Source organism: Flavobacterium rarum (SeqCode), from assembly GCF_965234445.1.
GTDB classification, from domain to species: Bacteria; Bacteroidota; Bacteroidia; order Flavobacteriales; family Flavobacteriaceae; genus Flavobacterium; species Flavobacterium rarum.
Map to the genome: position 1 here is coordinate 377410 of NZ_OZ248501.1, position 15277 is coordinate 392686.

The 15277-nt window shown below is 36.3% G+C and carries 17 protein-coding genes, 1 tRNA gene and 1 pseudogene; 16 read left to right on the forward strand and 3 right to left on the reverse strand.

The features are described 5' to 3' along the window. The first annotated feature begins 178 nt into the window (after positions 1-178). From AC8GF4_RS12280 to AC8GF4_RS12300, 5 genes are all read left to right on the forward strand, one after another. Positions 179-634 (forward strand): DUF4870 domain-containing protein, encoded by a 456-nt coding sequence (locus AC8GF4_RS12280; protein ID WP_506595010.1) that lies wholly within the window; start codon positions 179-181, stop codon positions 632-634. Positions 635-878: 244 nt separating this feature from the next. Then, positions 879-1211 carry a PadR family transcriptional regulator gene (locus AC8GF4_RS12285; protein WP_269222076.1) on the forward strand — a complete coding sequence of 111 codons (333 nt, stop codon included), beginning with the start codon at positions 879-881 and terminating at the stop codon, positions 1209-1211. 2 nt (positions 1212-1213) lie between these two features. Next, complete coding sequence (locus AC8GF4_RS12290; RefSeq protein WP_506595011.1) at positions 1214-2938, forward strand: PspC domain-containing protein; 1725 nt, start codon at positions 1214-1216, stop codon at positions 2936-2938. Positions 2939-2940: 2 nt separating this feature from the next. Beyond that, complete coding sequence (locus AC8GF4_RS12295; protein ID WP_506595013.1) at positions 2941-3672, forward strand: head GIN domain-containing protein; 732 nt, start codon at positions 2941-2943, stop codon at positions 3670-3672. Positions 3673-3760: 88 nt separating this feature from the next. Next, complete coding sequence (locus AC8GF4_RS12300; protein WP_506595014.1) at positions 3761-4594, forward strand: GIN domain-containing protein; 834 nt, start codon at positions 3761-3763, stop codon at positions 4592-4594. 144 nt (positions 4595-4738) lie between these two features. Here AC8GF4_RS12300 and trxB read toward each other — a convergent pair whose 3' ends face one another. Then, the gene (gene trxB / locus AC8GF4_RS12305) at positions 4739-5686 is read right to left on the reverse strand and encodes a thioredoxin-disulfide reductase (RefSeq protein ID WP_506595016.1); all 948 of its coding nucleotides are present in this window, start codon (positions 5684-5686) and stop codon (positions 4739-4741) included. Between the two features lie 149 nt (positions 5687-5835). On the opposite strand from trxB, the gene AC8GF4_RS12310 reads away from it, so the two are divergent. The 11 genes from AC8GF4_RS12310 (at position 5836) to AC8GF4_RS12360 (ending at position 14088) form a co-directional block, all read left to right on the forward strand. Further along, positions 5836-5910: transfer RNA gene (locus AC8GF4_RS12310), tRNA-Pro, on the forward strand. A gap of 300 nt (positions 5911-6210) precedes the next feature. Next, entirely contained in the window at positions 6211-7446 is a 1236-nt protein-coding gene (locus AC8GF4_RS12315) for a site-specific integrase (protein WP_506595017.1), read from the forward strand. Positions 7447-7707: 261 nt separating this feature from the next. Further along, a complete protein-coding gene (locus AC8GF4_RS12320; RefSeq protein WP_506595019.1) occupies positions 7708-7986 on the forward strand; it encodes a helix-turn-helix domain-containing protein in 279 nt (92 codons plus the stop codon). Positions 7987-9007: 1021 nt separating this feature from the next. Continuing rightward, complete coding sequence (locus AC8GF4_RS12325; RefSeq protein WP_506595021.1) at positions 9008-9385, forward strand: single-stranded DNA-binding protein; 378 nt, start codon at positions 9008-9010, stop codon at positions 9383-9385. Between the two features lie 45 nt (positions 9386-9430). After that, positions 9431-10504 carry a DUF932 domain-containing protein gene (locus tag AC8GF4_RS12330; RefSeq protein ID WP_506595023.1) on the forward strand — a complete coding sequence of 358 codons (1074 nt, stop codon included), beginning with the start codon at positions 9431-9433 and terminating at the stop codon, positions 10502-10504. A gap of 95 nt (positions 10505-10599) precedes the next feature. Further along, positions 10600-11139, forward strand: coding sequence for a PRTRC system protein E (locus AC8GF4_RS12335; RefSeq protein ID WP_506595024.1), 540 nt, complete (start codon positions 10600-10602; stop codon positions 11137-11139). A gap of 18 nt (positions 11140-11157) precedes the next feature. Next, complete coding sequence (locus tag AC8GF4_RS12340) at positions 11158-11376, forward strand: PRTRC system protein C (RefSeq protein ID WP_506595025.1); 219 nt, start codon at positions 11158-11160, stop codon at positions 11374-11376. 24 nt (positions 11377-11400) lie between these two features. Continuing rightward, positions 11401-11577, forward strand: coding sequence for a hypothetical protein (locus tag AC8GF4_RS12345; protein ID WP_506595027.1), 177 nt, complete (start codon positions 11401-11403; stop codon positions 11575-11577). Positions 11578-11588: 11 nt separating this feature from the next. Beyond that, complete coding sequence (locus tag AC8GF4_RS12350; protein ID WP_506595029.1) at positions 11589-12566, forward strand: hypothetical protein; 978 nt, start codon at positions 11589-11591, stop codon at positions 12564-12566. Then, complete coding sequence (locus AC8GF4_RS12355; RefSeq protein WP_506595030.1) at positions 12563-13282, forward strand: PRTRC system protein B; 720 nt, start codon at positions 12563-12565, stop codon at positions 13280-13282. Before AC8GF4_RS12350 ends, AC8GF4_RS12355 begins: the two co-directional genes overlap by 4 nt. Next, positions 13282-14088 (forward strand): PRTRC system ThiF family protein, encoded by an 807-nt coding sequence (locus tag AC8GF4_RS12360; RefSeq protein WP_506595032.1) that lies wholly within the window; start codon positions 13282-13284, stop codon positions 14086-14088. The genes AC8GF4_RS12355 and AC8GF4_RS12360 overlap by 1 nt, the downstream gene beginning before the upstream one ends. A 327-nt stretch (positions 14089-14415) precedes the next feature. Here AC8GF4_RS12360 and AC8GF4_RS12365 read toward each other — a convergent pair whose 3' ends face one another. After that, the gene (locus AC8GF4_RS12365; RefSeq protein WP_506595034.1) at positions 14416-14685 is read right to left on the reverse strand and encodes a molybdenum ABC transporter permease; all 270 of its coding nucleotides are present in this window, start codon (positions 14683-14685) and stop codon (positions 14416-14418) included. 131 nt (positions 14686-14816) lie between these two features. Then, positions 14817-15275 (reverse strand): annotated as a pseudogene (locus tag AC8GF4_RS12370) (DUF3872 domain-containing protein). Positions 15276-15277: the final 2 nt, after the last annotated feature.

The window sequence follows — 15277 nt, forward strand, 5'->3', positions numbered from 1 at the left end:
AGCATACATACATAATTAAAGGATAATTTCTTTCAAATTAGTGTTTTTTTGTTAATTAAATGTTAATATACACTACTATGCGATACAAGATACTCTCCTTTAGACATATATTTGCATAAGAAATTACTAGGTAAATCATTTAGCGTCATTTCAATCATCAATCAAAAAAAATCAAAACATGGAAACATCAACCGAAAGAAACACAGCCGCTCTTACACACTTGAGCACCTTTAGTCAATATTTTATTCCGTTTGGGAATTATATTTTTCCAATAATCATTTGGACTTCAAAGAAAGACCAATCAAAATTTGTGGATCATAATGGTAAACAAGCTTTGAATTTTCAATTGAGTATTTTAATTTATTCCTTAGTCTTGGCAATGATCGCTATTCCGGTATTTTTGTATACGGTTTTGAAAAATGTCTCTTTCAATGATTTGATTAACAATAATGACATTGTTTTTGAAAATTTTGATTATGGCAACAGCATCGGAATTTTGACGGTGGGAGCTTTGGCTCTTTTTGGATTTGCCTGCATAAAAATAGCCGAATTCTTTTTGGTAATTTATGCTGCTGTGAAAGCCTCTAACGGTGAGGAATACAACTATCCTTTGACCATCTCTTTCATAAAGTAATTTGTAATTAATAAAAGTTCTTATACATTCTAAATACCTCGATTTACGTGAATCGCGTGAGGGATAGAAATAAGCTACCGAAGTAGCATGGATAGCCCGACCCTGTCGAGATAAGGGGCTGAATGAGCGGCGCAATACGTAAGCCCCTTTTCTCGACGGGGTCACGCCCAAATCATCATTATATTAATCAATCAAAAAATGAATAGTTTAATCAACAAATCAACTCCAATTAAATCAAAGAATTATGAACATTGAAAACACAAAAGCCCAGATGCGTAAAGGTGTTCTCGAGTTTTGCATCTTATCTGTATTAAAAGAAAAAGATGCATATACCTCAGAAATATTAGACACTTTGAAAAACGCTAAATTATTAGTCGTAGAGGGAACCATTTACCCGCTATTGACTAGATTAAAAAACGACGGATTACTCAACTATCGTTGGGAAGAATCCACATCGGGACCCCCTAGAAAATACTACGGGCTCACCGAAATAGGACAAACATTTTTAAAAGAACTAGATGGTACTTGGACAGAATTGTCGGATGCCGTAAACTTAATAACCAACCAAAAACTATAGTCATGAACAAAACTGTAAATATAAATCTAGGTGGAATGTTCTTCCATATTGACGAAGATGCATACCAAAAATTAACTCGATATTTTGATGCTATAAAACGTTCGCTGTCGAAATCATCTGGACAAGAAGAGATTATCAAGGATATAGAAATGAGAGTTTCTGAATTATTGACTGATAAACAAAAAACAGAAAAACATGTAGTTACTCTTAGAGAAGTTGACGAAGTGATCACTGTAATGGGTCAACCTGAAGATTACATCATAGAAGAAGAAGCTGGAACAAATTCAAGTTTTAACAATTATGCTACTCCAAGCGGTACCAAAAAATTATATCGTGACAAAGAAAACGGAATGGTTGGAGGTGTATTGGCCGGATTAGGACACTATTTTGGAATTGATAAAGTATGGTTACGCATTTTTCTTTTAATACTAATTTTTGCATGGGGAACTGGAGTTTTGGCTTATATCATACTTTGGATTGTGATGCCAGAAGCCCTTACAACGTCTGAAAAATTGGAAATGACTGGTGAACCTGTTACCATTTCGAATATCGAAAAAAAAGTACGTGAAGAATTTGAAAACGTTTCTGAAAAAATAAAAAATGCAGATTACGACAAATTTGGAAATCAAGTAAAAACAGGCGCCGAGAAATTGGGAAATAGCTTTAGCGATTTTATCATGACCGTTTTTAAAATTTTTGCAAAATTCTTGGGAGTGGTATTAATTATGTCAGGATTAGCCGTTCTTGTTATGTTGCTAGTAGGAGTTTTTACATTGGGAACTAGTGTTTCTATGGATTTTCCATGGCAAAGTTTTGTTGAGGCGGGGAACTTTACTGATTATCCTGTTTGGGTTTTTGGACTTATAATGTTCTTTGCCGTTGGGATTCCGTTCTTTTTCATGACGCTATTAGGTTTCAAATTGTTGGCTCCAAATATGCAATCCATTGGGAATATAGTAAAATATACCTTGTTGGCACTTTGGTTAATTGCAGTTTCATTGGCAATATCTATTGGAGTTAAACAAGCCACAGCATTTGCAGTAAATGGAAGATCGGTTCAAAAAGAAACCATCAATTTGAAACCAACTGACACGCTTATGATTAAATTCAAACACAATGATTATTTTGCAAAAGATGTAGATGACAGAGATGAGTTTATAATTACTCAAGATTCTTTAAAAAATGACATTATTTATTCGAATGAAGTAAGCTTTAAAATCGAAAAGTCGGATGAAAAATATGCTTATCTAAAAATTGAGAAAGAAGCAAAAGGAAAATCATTGTCTGAAGCTAAAAACAGAGCTAACGCCATAAAATATGGATATAAAATTGTGGGCAATCAATTGATTCTAGACAATTATTTGATTACTGATTTGAAAAACAAATTCAGAGATCAAGAAGTTGAAATCACTCTTTACTTACCTGAAGGAGTAGTTTTCAAAACCGATTCAAGCGTTGAAAATTACGACAGATCTGATGATGAGTTTTTTAACTTACACTATAGCTCAGATGATTATGTTTATAAAGTTGAAGCCACGAAAGCAAAATGTATGAATTGTCCGGCCGATGAAAATGAATACAATGATGTTGACAATAATGACAACGAAACAAATGTCACTATTAATGAAGATGGAGTTACGGTTGAAACTGATTCGACTGTAAAAACTAATAAAAAATTCAAAGAATTGAAAATTAACAAAGATGGTATAATTATTAAAACCGAATAGTCATGATAAAAATCATCACATTAATCACCCAGTTTATAATTGTTACAATTGTAGCTTTACTTTTTGGATCCTGTACTAATTTGAATTCTATTACAGGAAGTGGAAAAGTAACTAAAGAAAAAAGAACTGTTGTTGGCGAATTTAAAAGCGTTCAGGTAAACAATGCTATTGATTTGGTTATTCAACAATCGGACAAAACAGAGATTATAGTAGAAGCTGATGATAATTTACAAAAAGAAATTACAACAAAAGTAGAAAATGGGGTATTAATTATCTCTTGTAAATACAGCAATTTTATTAATGTAGAGTCTAAAAAGGTAATAGTAAAAATGCCAATTATTGAAGGACTAGAAGCTTCGTCTGCATCAACTATAAATAGCAATAACACTCTAAAAGGAGACAACCTCAGCATATCCTCTTCGAGTGCTGCATCCATAAATGTAGCAGCAGAATTTGAATCTATTCAAAGTGAAGCAAGTAGCGGAAGTTCACAAACTATCAATGGAAAAGCTATCCGTTTAGAAACTAATGCATCAAGTGGAGGCGTAACAGACGCTAGTAAACTACTAGCAAATGAAGTGGTAGCTGACGTATCGAGTGGCGGGTCAGTTCAAACGCACCCAATAATCAGTTTAAAAGCAGAGGCATCTAGTGGTGGAAACATTAATTTTGACAGTACCCCAAAAACAATTCAAAAAGAAGAACATTCTGGCGGGAGCATTCATCAGGATTAAGCAATTTAGATATTAAATATTTCAAAAATCATCCATCAAAAGTGGGTGATTTTTTTATATTTGCACCAACCCAAATTTAAATTATAAAATGAAATATCAACACTTACTTGTATTTTTCCTATTAGCAACAACATTTACAATAGGTCAGAATAAAGAACGCATAAAAGGCTCCAAAATAGTTGTTGAGAAACCGAAAGAAATTGGTGAATTTACAGCATTAGAAATTGAAGACAACCTGACAGTTTTCTTGGAAAAAGGCTCAAAAAACGAAATAAAAATAGAAGCAGACGATAATTTGCATGAAAATATTTCTTTTGATCTAAAAGAAAAAACACTTAGAATATACACTTCTAAAGAAGCTAGTGTATTTAAAAAAATGATTTTACACATAAAATACACCAATGATTTAAAATCGGTTGTAGCCAAAAATGCTTCTATTATAAATGCCTTAGAAGCTGTACAGCTTGATGATATTACTTTTAGTTCTTTGGATTTTGCCAAACTATATCTGAATGTCAATTCGAAAAACTTTGGTTTAATAGCAGATGATAAAACTAAAATTGAACTGAATTTAAAATCGGAAAAATCCAAAATTCAACTGAGTAAAAATGCGCAACTTAAAGCACTTATTTCTACAAAAGATTTGGCGTTTGATATGTACCAAAAAACTATTGCAACAATAGAAGGAGATGCAATCAATTCAATTATCCGACAAGACAACAACTCGGTTTTCAATGGATTTAATTTCACCATAAAAAATGCAGATGTAACCACAGAAAGCAATTCAGTTTGCAATATTATGGCCGATACTACATTAATAATTGATGCTACAGACAGTTCAAAAATTAACTTGCTTGGAACACCAAAAATTGAAGTCCGTAAATTTCTGGTTGAAGCACAATTAATTAAAAAAGTAAAGTAAAACAGTTTTTAGTCTAAAATATAATGAGGATTAACCTATTATAAGAATACACCAAAAATACAAAACGCTTAGTTTCATTATTTCATAAAAAAAGTCCCAACTTAAAAAAATTGGGACTTTTTCATTTTTATAAAAGTAGAAAAATTACTCTTTAGAAGCCAAATATCTTTCGGCATCAAGAGCAGCCATACAGCCAGTTCCTGCAGCTGTAATTGCCTGACGGTATACATGATCAGCAGCGTCACCCGCTACAAAGACACCACTTACATTTGTTTTTGAAGTCCCTGGTGTATTAATAATATACCCCGTTTCGTCTAGTGTCAAGAAATCTTTGAAAATTTCTGTATTGGGTTGGTGTCCGATCGCAACAAAGAATCCTGTTGCTGGAATATCAAACACATCACCAGTTGTTTTATTTTTAGCTTTTACCCCGGTTACCACTTGCTCGTCACCCAATACATCAACAGTATCGTGATTCATCAAAATGGTAATATTTTCGGTTTTACGAACGCGTTCCTCCATAATCTTGGAAGCTCTAAATTTTTCACTTCGAACAAGCATGGTTACTTTAGAACATAATTTAGATAAATAATGTGCCTCTTCACAAGCTGAGTCACCTGCTCCAACGATTACCACTTCTTGATTTCTATAAAAGAATCCGTCACATACTGCACATGCAGAAACCCCTCCACCCATTTTTAAATAATGTTGTTCCGATGGAATATTTAAATATTTTGCCGAAGCTCCAGTAGAAATAATTACTGTTTCGCAATGCAATTCGATACTATCGTTGATCCAAACTTTGTGAATATCGCCTGAGAAATCTACTTTGGTAGCCCAACCATCTCGAACATCAGTTCCAAATCGTTTTGATTGCTCTTGTAACTGCACCATCATTTCGGGACCTGTGATTCCTTCTGGATTCCCTGGCCAATTTTCTACTTCATTAGTTGTAGTCAATTGACCACCAGGTTGCATTCCTTGATACAAAATTGGATTCATGTTGGCTCTTGCAGCATATATGGCCGCAGTATAACCCGCTGGACCAGAACCTATAATAAGGCATTTGATTTTTTCTATTGTATTTGACATCTTTTTGTTTTTTGAAATACAAATGTACTCTTTATTATAAAAAATTCACAACCAAATAAATCCTAAAAAACAATGCAGAAATAAATTTTATTTATTTTTAAAAATGGCTTTGAAAAGCAGAATAAAAACTTATATTTGCACTCGAATTACGGGGTGTAGCGTAGCTCGGTTATCGCGCCTGCTTTGGGAGCAGGAGGCCGCAGGTTCGAATCCTGCCACCCCGACAATAACGCCTCTTAAAGGCAGTCAAAACCCCTTAAATCGTATGATTTAAGGGGTTTTTCTATTTATTCAACTACAAAATGTTCAAGTTATATCAAAGAAAATGGGACCTATTCGGCTACCCCTTTTCTTTTTTTACCTTTAGGTCCCAGAAATTAATTTAATTATTTAATTATCAGTCAATTGCTATCAAATTTTAACATTTGATGGTTCCTGAAAAGTGCGCGTTTTCATCTTAAAAACCAGCACTATTGGGACCCATTTAATGTGCAAATGATCTGAAACATTAAATTTTTTGAGATATGAAAGCAGCTACTACAACATTTGGGGTACTATTTTACCTAAAGACACAAAAAACCTCCATGCAAGGCAAGGCGCCAATCTGCGCCAGAGTTACTGTAAACGGAAAGCGAACCGAGATTTCTATAAAGCGATCGGTGAACGCAAATGAATGGGATGAAAGAAAAGGTATGGCGAAGGGAAACCGTAAGGAAACTATCGAACTCAACATGTTCCTAAACCAGTTCAAGGCCAAGATCATAAATACGTATCAGCAGATGATACTTAGTGATGCTGTGATAGACGGCCCTGCAATCCGTGATAAAGTATTGGGCACGGACCACTTGGCTCCAACATTAGTATCGCTGATAGAATATCATAATGAGCAGCAGAAAATTAAATTGGCTGCAGGAACTATGAAGAACTACTATACAACGCAGCGGTATCTCATAAAATTCCTCAGAGAAAAATACTATAGGAATGATATAGTCCTTTCACAACTTACTTATAAATTTATTTTGGACTTTGAACGTTACCTTTTTAATTATGTTCCCAAAGACCACCAAAAGCCACTTAACAATAACGGCATCATGAAGCATATTGAAAGGCTACGCAAAATGATAAATATGTCTGTTAAGTTAGATTGGCTGACTAAAGATCCCTTCGCTAGTTTTAAGAAGCATTTTGACAAAGTAGAACGAGAATCATTGAACAGTAAAGAGCTTACAGCATTGGCGAACAAACATTTTACTATAGAACGACTGAGGCATGTTCGTGATATGTTCCTGTTCAGCTGCTATACAGGGCTTTCTTATATTGATCTCGCTGAACTAAGACCGAACAATATTACTACAGGTATAGATGGAGGACTTTGGATATTCACGAGCAGAGCAAAGACAGATACAGGTGTACGTATACCGTTATTACCTCAAGCAACTGAGCTAATAGAAAAATATCGTGATGATCCAAGAGCATTAAATATGGGTACAGTCTTCCCCGTAATTTCCAACCAAAGGACGAACGGTTACCTGAAGGAGATTGCTGACCTATGCGGAATAACCAAGTTGCTGACCTTTCATATCGCCCGTCATACCTTTGCAACTACTGTTACCCTTAGTAATGGTGTACCTATAGAAAGCGTATCAAAGATGCTGGGCCATACCAGTATTCGGACAACACAGATCTACGCAAAGGTTGTGGAGCAAAAACTCAGTGAGGATATGCGAAATCTTAAACAGCGAATATCAGCTAAAGTATAAAGGCAAAAAAAAAAGATAAATTTAATATTTAAAGGCGGTAGATAACAACCGCCTTTTTCGAGAGAACTTTGAAATGAACCGAATCATTATCGTTTTTTTACTTCATATTACTTGTATTTAACATGAAAAAAGAAGCCAAAGTCAGACAAAGCTACACAATTTAATTTTATAATAATATAGTGCCCTTACTTTGTTACTGACAAATGGAAAACAGCCAAAAGTAAAACTAGCTAGAGGGTATTTAATTTAAAAATGGGAAAGATGAATGTAGATCTGATTACAAAAGATGACCTTGAGAGATTCAAAAAAGAGCTTTTAGAGGAAATTCGCAGATGCCAATTGTATCCGCGCAAACCAACTCAGGAAATGCGAGTATGGCTAAAAAGCTTTGAGGTACGTAAATTGTTAGGCATCTCGGCAGGTACCCTACAGAATCTAAGAATCAATGGCACACTTCCTTACAATAAGATAGGTGGTTTAATGTACTACCGCTATGACGATATCCAAAAACTGTTGGATGGAGTGAGCAATGTTAAGTGAGTTTTATATGATTCGTTGCTCAGACCTATAGTTAATAATTTAAAAATTTGTTGCACCTATAAATATAGCACCCAAGAAATCGAGCATCGCCATTTTTTCAATAGCATGTTTAATCTCTCTTATTAACGGCAAAACATCAGTATTTGTAGATGTATACCAAAAAGTATAATGCCTGTAAAACCTATTTACCAGCGTAGCTCTATCATCTTTAACGGTAATCTTCCATAGGTTGCTTTCTAAGAAACTCCAGAACGATTCCACATGGGATTCCTCTATCGAGTTGTTCTCACTGTGTACGCAATCATTTCGGCAACCACTCCAATAGGTAATCTGACCCTTGATATTCTGGTGGATGACAAAACCCGGATTCTGTATCTTAACTTTTGTAGTGTCTCTTATTTACTGACCGATCAGCGCGGATACAAGCGTACATTGATCATTTCTTCCTGTTTTTATCATTATGTTAGTTGGTTAGTACCACCAATTAAAACTACATTATCTTACAGAATGCTCTTAGCAATCTATTTATTTTTAATTATTATCCTATACTTAGTATTCTTCAAAAAAAACAAAAAGCTGGTTTGCTTCTATTAAATTTAACTCCCTTTCCCGTTAAAGCAGATGCATTATTTTAATCTTATTTGCACTTGTATAATACAATCACCATTGCTTCCCCTTCATTTTTTTTATTCAAAAACCAATATGCTTCTGTCTTATTTCAGGAGCAAAGGTACTACGTGTTCTTAACGCAATAGCAAGGCCTGGTCCTTCGGATTTGATAAAAAATCTCCACCCATACGGGTTGTATTTTTTGTCAAAGCCCTGCTATGGCTAAACACTAACCTTTTTTTGCTCATGAAACAAAACATAGCATACTCCGGCTCTTTAAACGAATAAAAAAAATGTCAACAATGAGAAATAAAATAGTAGAAATGGTAATGATGAAACAAAACAGCACCACCTCTCATTGCCGAATAAATAAAATTTCAAAAAAATTAATTAATTAAAAAAAGTAGAAATTATGAACATCATCGGAAGAGTAACAAAAGATGCAGAGGTACGCACATTATCAAACAGCAAACAGGTAGTAAACTTTTCAGTAGCAACCAACGACAGCTACCGAAATAAAGTGGGCGAACGTATAGAGCAGACAACTTACTTTGATTGTGCTTACTGGATTAGCTCAAAGGTTGCGAATATACTCACTAAAGGTTCTCTTGTGGAACTAACAGGCAGGATAAGTGCAAGAGCATGGACAGGCAATGACGGAGAAACACATGCAGGGCTGAATTTCAATACCTCACAAATCAAACTACACTTAGGTGTCAAAAAATCAGAAACGGCACAAGCTACTACAGAAACCAACAATAGCAAGAAAGAGGACGATCTCCCATTTTAGTACCGTGTAATTAAACAATTTTTCAACTTTTTAAATCATTTTATCATGGCACATAATATCAATTTCAACAGCAACACAGGACGTTATTCATTCTTTAGCGTAAAAGAAAAAGCATGGCACAGCTTAGGACAAATCGTGGAGCAATATCCAACAAGCGAAGAAGCTATCAAACACGCAGGATTAGACTACGAAGTCATCAAAACACCTTTATATACCAAAGGTTCGAGCATTATCGAAACCACAAACGGTATTGAGATAGGCAACAGCGAATTGGAAGTACCCAATTATTTTGCCAACATCCGTACTGATAACAATGCAGTATTAGGTGTTGTGGGCAAAGACTATCACATTGTACAAAACCGTGAAGCATTCAACTTCTTTGATGAAATTGTAGGCGGTGAAGAGGGAATTTTGTATGAAACTGCAGGAGCTTTGGGCAACGGCGAACGCATATTTATCACAGCAAAACTGCCCGACTATATCCGAGTAGGCAATGGCGACGATGTAATGGAAAAGTACATTTTCTTAACCACTTCACATGATGGTAGCGGTAGTATCACAGCCGCTTTTACCCCTATCCGCATCGTATGCCAAAACACCCTTAACGCTTCGCTCCGTAATATGAGTAACGTGGTGCGCATCAAACATACTTCGGGAGCAAAACAACGTTTGGATGATGCTCACAAGGTTATGGGATTGGCAAATAAGCTAAGTACTCAGTTAGAAGGCATATTCAACCAATGGGCAAAAGTTAAGGTTACAGACCAAGAAGTGAGAAAGCTAATCCAATTGGCACTTTGCCCGAATAAAGAGACTTTCGATTTACTCAGAAAAGGTGCTGAAGATGAAGTTTCTACTTTGTGCAAAAATACCGTAGAAGATGCTTTTGCCTATGCAATGGTAAGCGATACACAGCAAATGAACACCACTAAAGGCACATTGTTTGGGGCGTATAATGCCGTGACGGGCTACTATCAGAATGTGCGCAGTTACAAAGATAATGAAGCCAAACTACAGAGTATTGTAATGGGCGGTACGGCACAGCTAAAGTCCCAAAAGGCTTTTGAACTCTGTACCTCTTTTGCAACAGAGGGAGCAGAAATCTTAAACCTTAATTAGATAACCATAGGGCTACTGCCTTAAATGGTGGTAGCCTTTAAAAACTTTATGAGGTTAAACCATTAAATAAAATGGACAATTAAATTTTTAGCACGATGAACACAAATTTTTTCAATCAGATAGCAAAGATGGACATGCAAGGAGATTTACACCTGACCATAGCAAAGGGAGCAGAAAACAACCTTATTGTATCGGTTATGCTCCAAAACGAACAATGCGGAGATAACGCAAAGAATATCATACCGCCCCTTAATCTTCGGGGAACAGCAGAAGAACTTGACAACGGTTTTTTTGAGAAGATAACCACGCCTATACAGACCGCATCGGGCTTAATGGTCGATATGGAAGGATTTATGAAGCAATTGGAAGAAGCCAAAAAGCAGTCTGCAATGGAGAAAGAAAAAGTCGACAGGCAGAAGAAAGAACAGGAAACCAAAGACAAGAAGTTTAAAGACGGCATGACAAAGGCGGAAGAATTGGAGGCAGCAGGTAAATTCCGTGATGCGTGGATGAAAGTACCCGAAATAACGGAGTTCCCCGAAAAGGCTGACGAGATACGCAGACGCAAAACGGAACTGTCCGACAAGTTTTCCGCCCCAAGTCTTTTTGGAACGGAACAGCAACAGAATGTATAACCACTAAATTCAGAAATCATGTTATTAGCAACACAATTGGAACGAGTGTTTGTACTCAAAGATAAGGGACAGGACATCAGACTGACCGACCCTGAACCACGTTGGAGCGTGGAAGCGGTATTGAATTTTTATGCCAATACTTACCCCATTTTGACTACTGCCAAAATATCTGCACCCGCCATCAGGGACGATGCAATCGAATATCGATTTGAAAGTGTAATGGGTACTAAAGGTTAAACCTAAATTTAAAAGCGATGAATTATGCACAAACACATTATATCGGGAACAATCAGCCCACCCGAACAAAAAAGACAAAGGCAGTTGTACCAACAACTCAGCGAGTTTGCACATTGGATGCAAAAACCAAAAGATGCAAACGAGATTCAGAAAGACAAACGCAAATCAGTACCAACGCAAATGTTGCCAATGGTTTTCTAAAAACTTCTTTCTTGCCTAAACTCAAAGAAACTAAAATGGTACAGGCTTGTAAGAAAATAGCAAAAACGGAAAAGGATTTTTATAAATCCCTTTTCCAACTTGCAGAGCATTACAAGATAAAGCCGATGCAGACCAGCCAATTTGACTATCCCTACAATATGGTATTGGCTATATGGGACATGGAGGAAAAGCTAAAACAGCGTGTTTTAAATTGGAAGGAAATACGTCTGGTACAGGACAGTAAGCAAACCTACTTTATCAGCGAGGAAAAATACAGCACAGGCACAACCCTGTATTATATCCCGATTGAACCGTTGTATCAAATGTTACACGACCCCAAGCGCAAAAGGAATGCCCAACTGCTTATTTCCGTTTGCTCTTACCTGTACCATATTGCAGACATTCCCTATTTCAGACAGGAAGAAAGCTATCTGTACTGGATGTACGAAATGCAAAAAGATTGGTTAGAGCAGGACGATGAAACAGACCAAGCAGAAACGTACAAACAGGAATTTAGCAAAGCGGAATTGATTGGGGATTGTATAGAACAAAAGATTTTTAACCGTATCAATCTTCAGGTATTTGAACAACGATTAAATTCTTTTACGAGCCGTGATACCTTCGACCACGATTGTCGGCAGGTGGCTTGCAAAGCCTTTGCTTTATACACCCAATACCCACAGGAAAGCATTTTCCGAAACGCACCAATAAAGGATGACCCTGAAAACGAAGCGGATGAAAACGAAACCATTGGTATGAAAAAGTATATTTCCTTTATATCCCAAACTAAAGGATGGCTGTACGAGAGCATTATCGACAGCATCAACAGCGAATTTAACGAGTATGGAGGAATGGAAGAACCAACGATTTGTAAATACTTTAACGGCAAAGACATAATGAATACGAGTCTTGATTTTGAGAACAGATTATTTGCCCTATTGGACGATATGTGCAGTCTATTGTATAATTATGAAACGACAAGAAAATGAAAAACACAAAAGATATAACCACGAGTTTTGGAACATTATACCACCCAAAATCCGCTTTGGTTTTCTATGAAGCCAAAACAGCTGATAACGATGTATATGTGGAGCATTTTGATATGGACAAAAACGGCTATCCTATTAATGCTCATCCATTGACCGAGCGGGAAGCAAAGGCACTGGCAAAGGCATTGCAGATTGAAAAGGACAAGGACAAAGGCTTTTTAAAATCCAATGGGATTTTGCCGACCAACATTTTGCATATCAATACCGATAAAGGTGCAGTATTGTGGTACACAAAATCACAAAGGCGTCAACTGTATTTTGTAAGCGGTTTGGTCATTCCGAGCGGTATGGCGTTTGTACCACCAATGATTTGGTATGCCAATAAAAACAGTCTTTCGGTATTTGCATTGACAAGCGACAGAAGACCAACAGAGAAAACGCTCTTGTACTTCTCCCCTTTTTTCAACATCTACGAAGACGGAAAAGTTTGCATGGGAACGGTAAACATAGACATCAAAAATTCCGCTTCAATAGAAGAATTTACTACCGCTTGGGAAAACTACTTTTTCAACAGCTATTTCAGCCACTTATTGGGTAACCGCAGTCCGATAAAAGGCAATTGCGTAAATCTTTGGAAAGACCTTATCCAAACAAGAAAACCCTTTCCTAAAGAAGTATTGAAAAAGAATAACAAAACACTTAAAAATCTACTGTGATGAATAACGAGAAAACAAAAATACATTTTACAGACAATTACCTAATAAGTCCGACAAACCCCATTACCGTAAACCTAATCGGTGCGGGTGGTACAGGCTCAAAAGTATTAACCGCCTTAATGGAAATCGACCACAGCCTAATTGAATTGGGACATGCAGGATTATCTGTTAGTCTTTGGGATGATGATATTGTAACGAGTGCCAATTTGGGCAGACAGCGGTTTGCAGAATGTGAAACAGGATTGTACAAATCCGTTGCCCTTGTAAACCGTGCAAACCGTTTTATGGGAACGAATTGGAAAGCGGAAACCGTGAAATTTGAAAAAGACAGTTTGGGAAGATTGCCCAGTAACTCAGAAGCAACTATTTATGTTTCCTGTGTGGATAGTGTACAGGCTCGTTTTGAAATTGCGGATATTTTGAACCTACAAAACGACCGCAGACACCACAGAGATGAACCAAAATATTGGCTGGATTTTGGAAACAGCCAGCATACTGGACAGGTTCTCTTATCCACTATCGGAGCCATAAAACAACCCAAGTCCGAGAAGTACGAAACGGTGGCAAGCCTGCCATTTGTTACCGAAGAATTTGGTGAACTGCTCCAAGAGTCCGAAGCTATAGACGACACACCAAGTTGTTCTTTGGCTGAAGCGTTGGAGAAACAGGATTTGTTTATCAATTCTACATTGGCTCAAATGGGATGCTCTCTTTTATGGAGTTTATTTCGTTGTGGTATGACAGAGAATAGAGGTTTTTTTCTCAATCTAAGGGATTTCCGTTCACAACCCATAAAAATAACCTGAAAACCAATATCGGGCGGCAAAAAAACAGACCCTTCCTATTGGTCGGGACTGTCTTTTTGCATAAAAACGGTACAACCACATTGGTAAAATATAGGCCAATCCGTAAACTCCTCTCTTATATTTTTCCAAAGAGGTTGTGTAGTTTGCGTTAGGGATACACATCCCCAATTGATAAATTCTGCAGACTTCTTTTCTTTCTTCTATATGGCGGCCAAAGATAAGAAGCAAAAGAAGCTCGCTTTGGACTTGTCTATTTTATTACTTTCTTTCGTGAGTACATCGAAAAAGAAAGTAACAAAGAAACCTTATAATATACTATCCATTTTCTTAATTCAGGTCTTGGATTGCAACCTCTTCCATTTTCTTTTTTCCTTTAGAAAAACCCCACAAGAATACCAGTCCAGCAATAATGAATATAAAAGCAAGCCAACGACCGATTCGTTCCAAAAAACGAATCAGTACTGATTTTTCATAGCTTGTAAAGCCTTCAACACCTGCAAAGTTACGCCTATTGAACTGCCGTTTATTGATCCAATACCGTAAAAAAAGTCCTACTGACAATGCCAGAACTCCCATAATAAGCAATGTATAATCCATGTTTTATATGTTTAAGAGTTACAATTTAATAGTAAAATAAAAAAGAGTTAAATTAACAAAAATATGTAGAACAAATGACATACAAAAAAAACCTGCTGGCATACAGCAGGTTAATAGAATCATGGATATTATTAATTACTACTGTTTAACTCAAAACTCAATTGCTTCTCATTACCAAAGTTATCAGAAATCCAAATAGTGAAAGATTGTGTCACAGTGGATTGTGATGTATAATACAATCGGAATTGCTCAGCTGTTAATGGATATAAATAATTGGGAAGATAAGCGTGCTGGTGGTATTATCTCAGCAGACCCAGACCATCATACTGGAAATAGCGGATAAAATACTGAGTGCCGCTATATTTATCAGTTCTTTGAATCGCAAGCCTTATTTCAATGGTATTACCGTTGGCAATTTCCTTAGGAATCGGCATTACACTAACTTCAAATGGAAAATCTTTTTTGATTTCCAAATTATCTTTATCACACGAAGAAAACAGGCATCCACTCACTATTGCAAAAAGGAACGCCCATTTACATTTAAAATGTACTCTAAAAAGGATACTGTTATAATTGATTAATGGCTTCATAA

What these genes read in the sequence shown, in the direction of transcription:
- AC8GF4_RS12325 (WP_506595021.1), top strand. Translation starts at nt 9,008, where the DNA reads ATGAACATCATCGGAAGAGTAACAAAAGATGCAGAGGTACGCACATTA.
- AC8GF4_RS12320 (WP_506595019.1), top strand. Translation starts at nt 7,708, where the DNA reads ATGAATGTAGATCTGATTACAAAAGATGACCTTGAGAGATTCAAAAAA.
- AC8GF4_RS12360 (WP_506595032.1), top strand. Translation starts at nt 13,282, where the DNA reads ATGAATAACGAGAAAACAAAAATACATTTTACAGACAATTACCTAATA.
- AC8GF4_RS12365 (WP_506595034.1), bottom strand. Translation starts at nt 14,685, where the DNA reads ATGGATTATACATTGCTTATTATGGGAGTTCTGGCATTGTCAGTAGGA.
- AC8GF4_RS12315 (WP_506595017.1), top strand. Translation starts at nt 6,211, where the DNA reads ATGAAAGCAGCTACTACAACATTTGGGGTACTATTTTACCTAAAGACA.
- AC8GF4_RS12295 (WP_506595013.1), top strand. Translation starts at nt 2,941, where the DNA reads ATGATAAAAATCATCACATTAATCACCCAGTTTATAATTGTTACAATT.
- AC8GF4_RS12345 (WP_506595027.1), top strand. Translation starts at nt 11,401, where the DNA reads ATGCACAAACACATTATATCGGGAACAATCAGCCCACCCGAACAAAAA.
- trxB (WP_506595016.1), bottom strand. Translation starts at nt 5,686, where the DNA reads ATGTCAAATACAATAGAAAAAATCAAATGCCTTATTATAGGTTCTGGT.
- AC8GF4_RS12340 (WP_506595025.1), top strand. Translation starts at nt 11,158, where the DNA reads ATGTTATTAGCAACACAATTGGAACGAGTGTTTGTACTCAAAGATAAG.
- AC8GF4_RS12330 (WP_506595023.1), top strand. Translation starts at nt 9,431, where the DNA reads ATGGCACATAATATCAATTTCAACAGCAACACAGGACGTTATTCATTC.
- AC8GF4_RS12285 (WP_269222076.1), top strand. Translation starts at nt 879, where the DNA reads ATGAACATTGAAAACACAAAAGCCCAGATGCGTAAAGGTGTTCTCGAG.
- AC8GF4_RS12300 (WP_506595014.1), top strand. Translation starts at nt 3,761, where the DNA reads ATGAAATATCAACACTTACTTGTATTTTTCCTATTAGCAACAACATTT.
- AC8GF4_RS12335 (WP_506595024.1), top strand. Translation starts at nt 10,600, where the DNA reads ATGAACACAAATTTTTTCAATCAGATAGCAAAGATGGACATGCAAGGA.
- AC8GF4_RS12280 (WP_506595010.1), top strand. Translation starts at nt 179, where the DNA reads ATGGAAACATCAACCGAAAGAAACACAGCCGCTCTTACACACTTGAGC.
- AC8GF4_RS12355 (WP_506595030.1), top strand. Translation starts at nt 12,563, where the DNA reads ATGAAAAACACAAAAGATATAACCACGAGTTTTGGAACATTATACCAC.
- AC8GF4_RS12290 (WP_506595011.1), top strand. Translation starts at nt 1,214, where the DNA reads ATGAACAAAACTGTAAATATAAATCTAGGTGGAATGTTCTTCCATATT.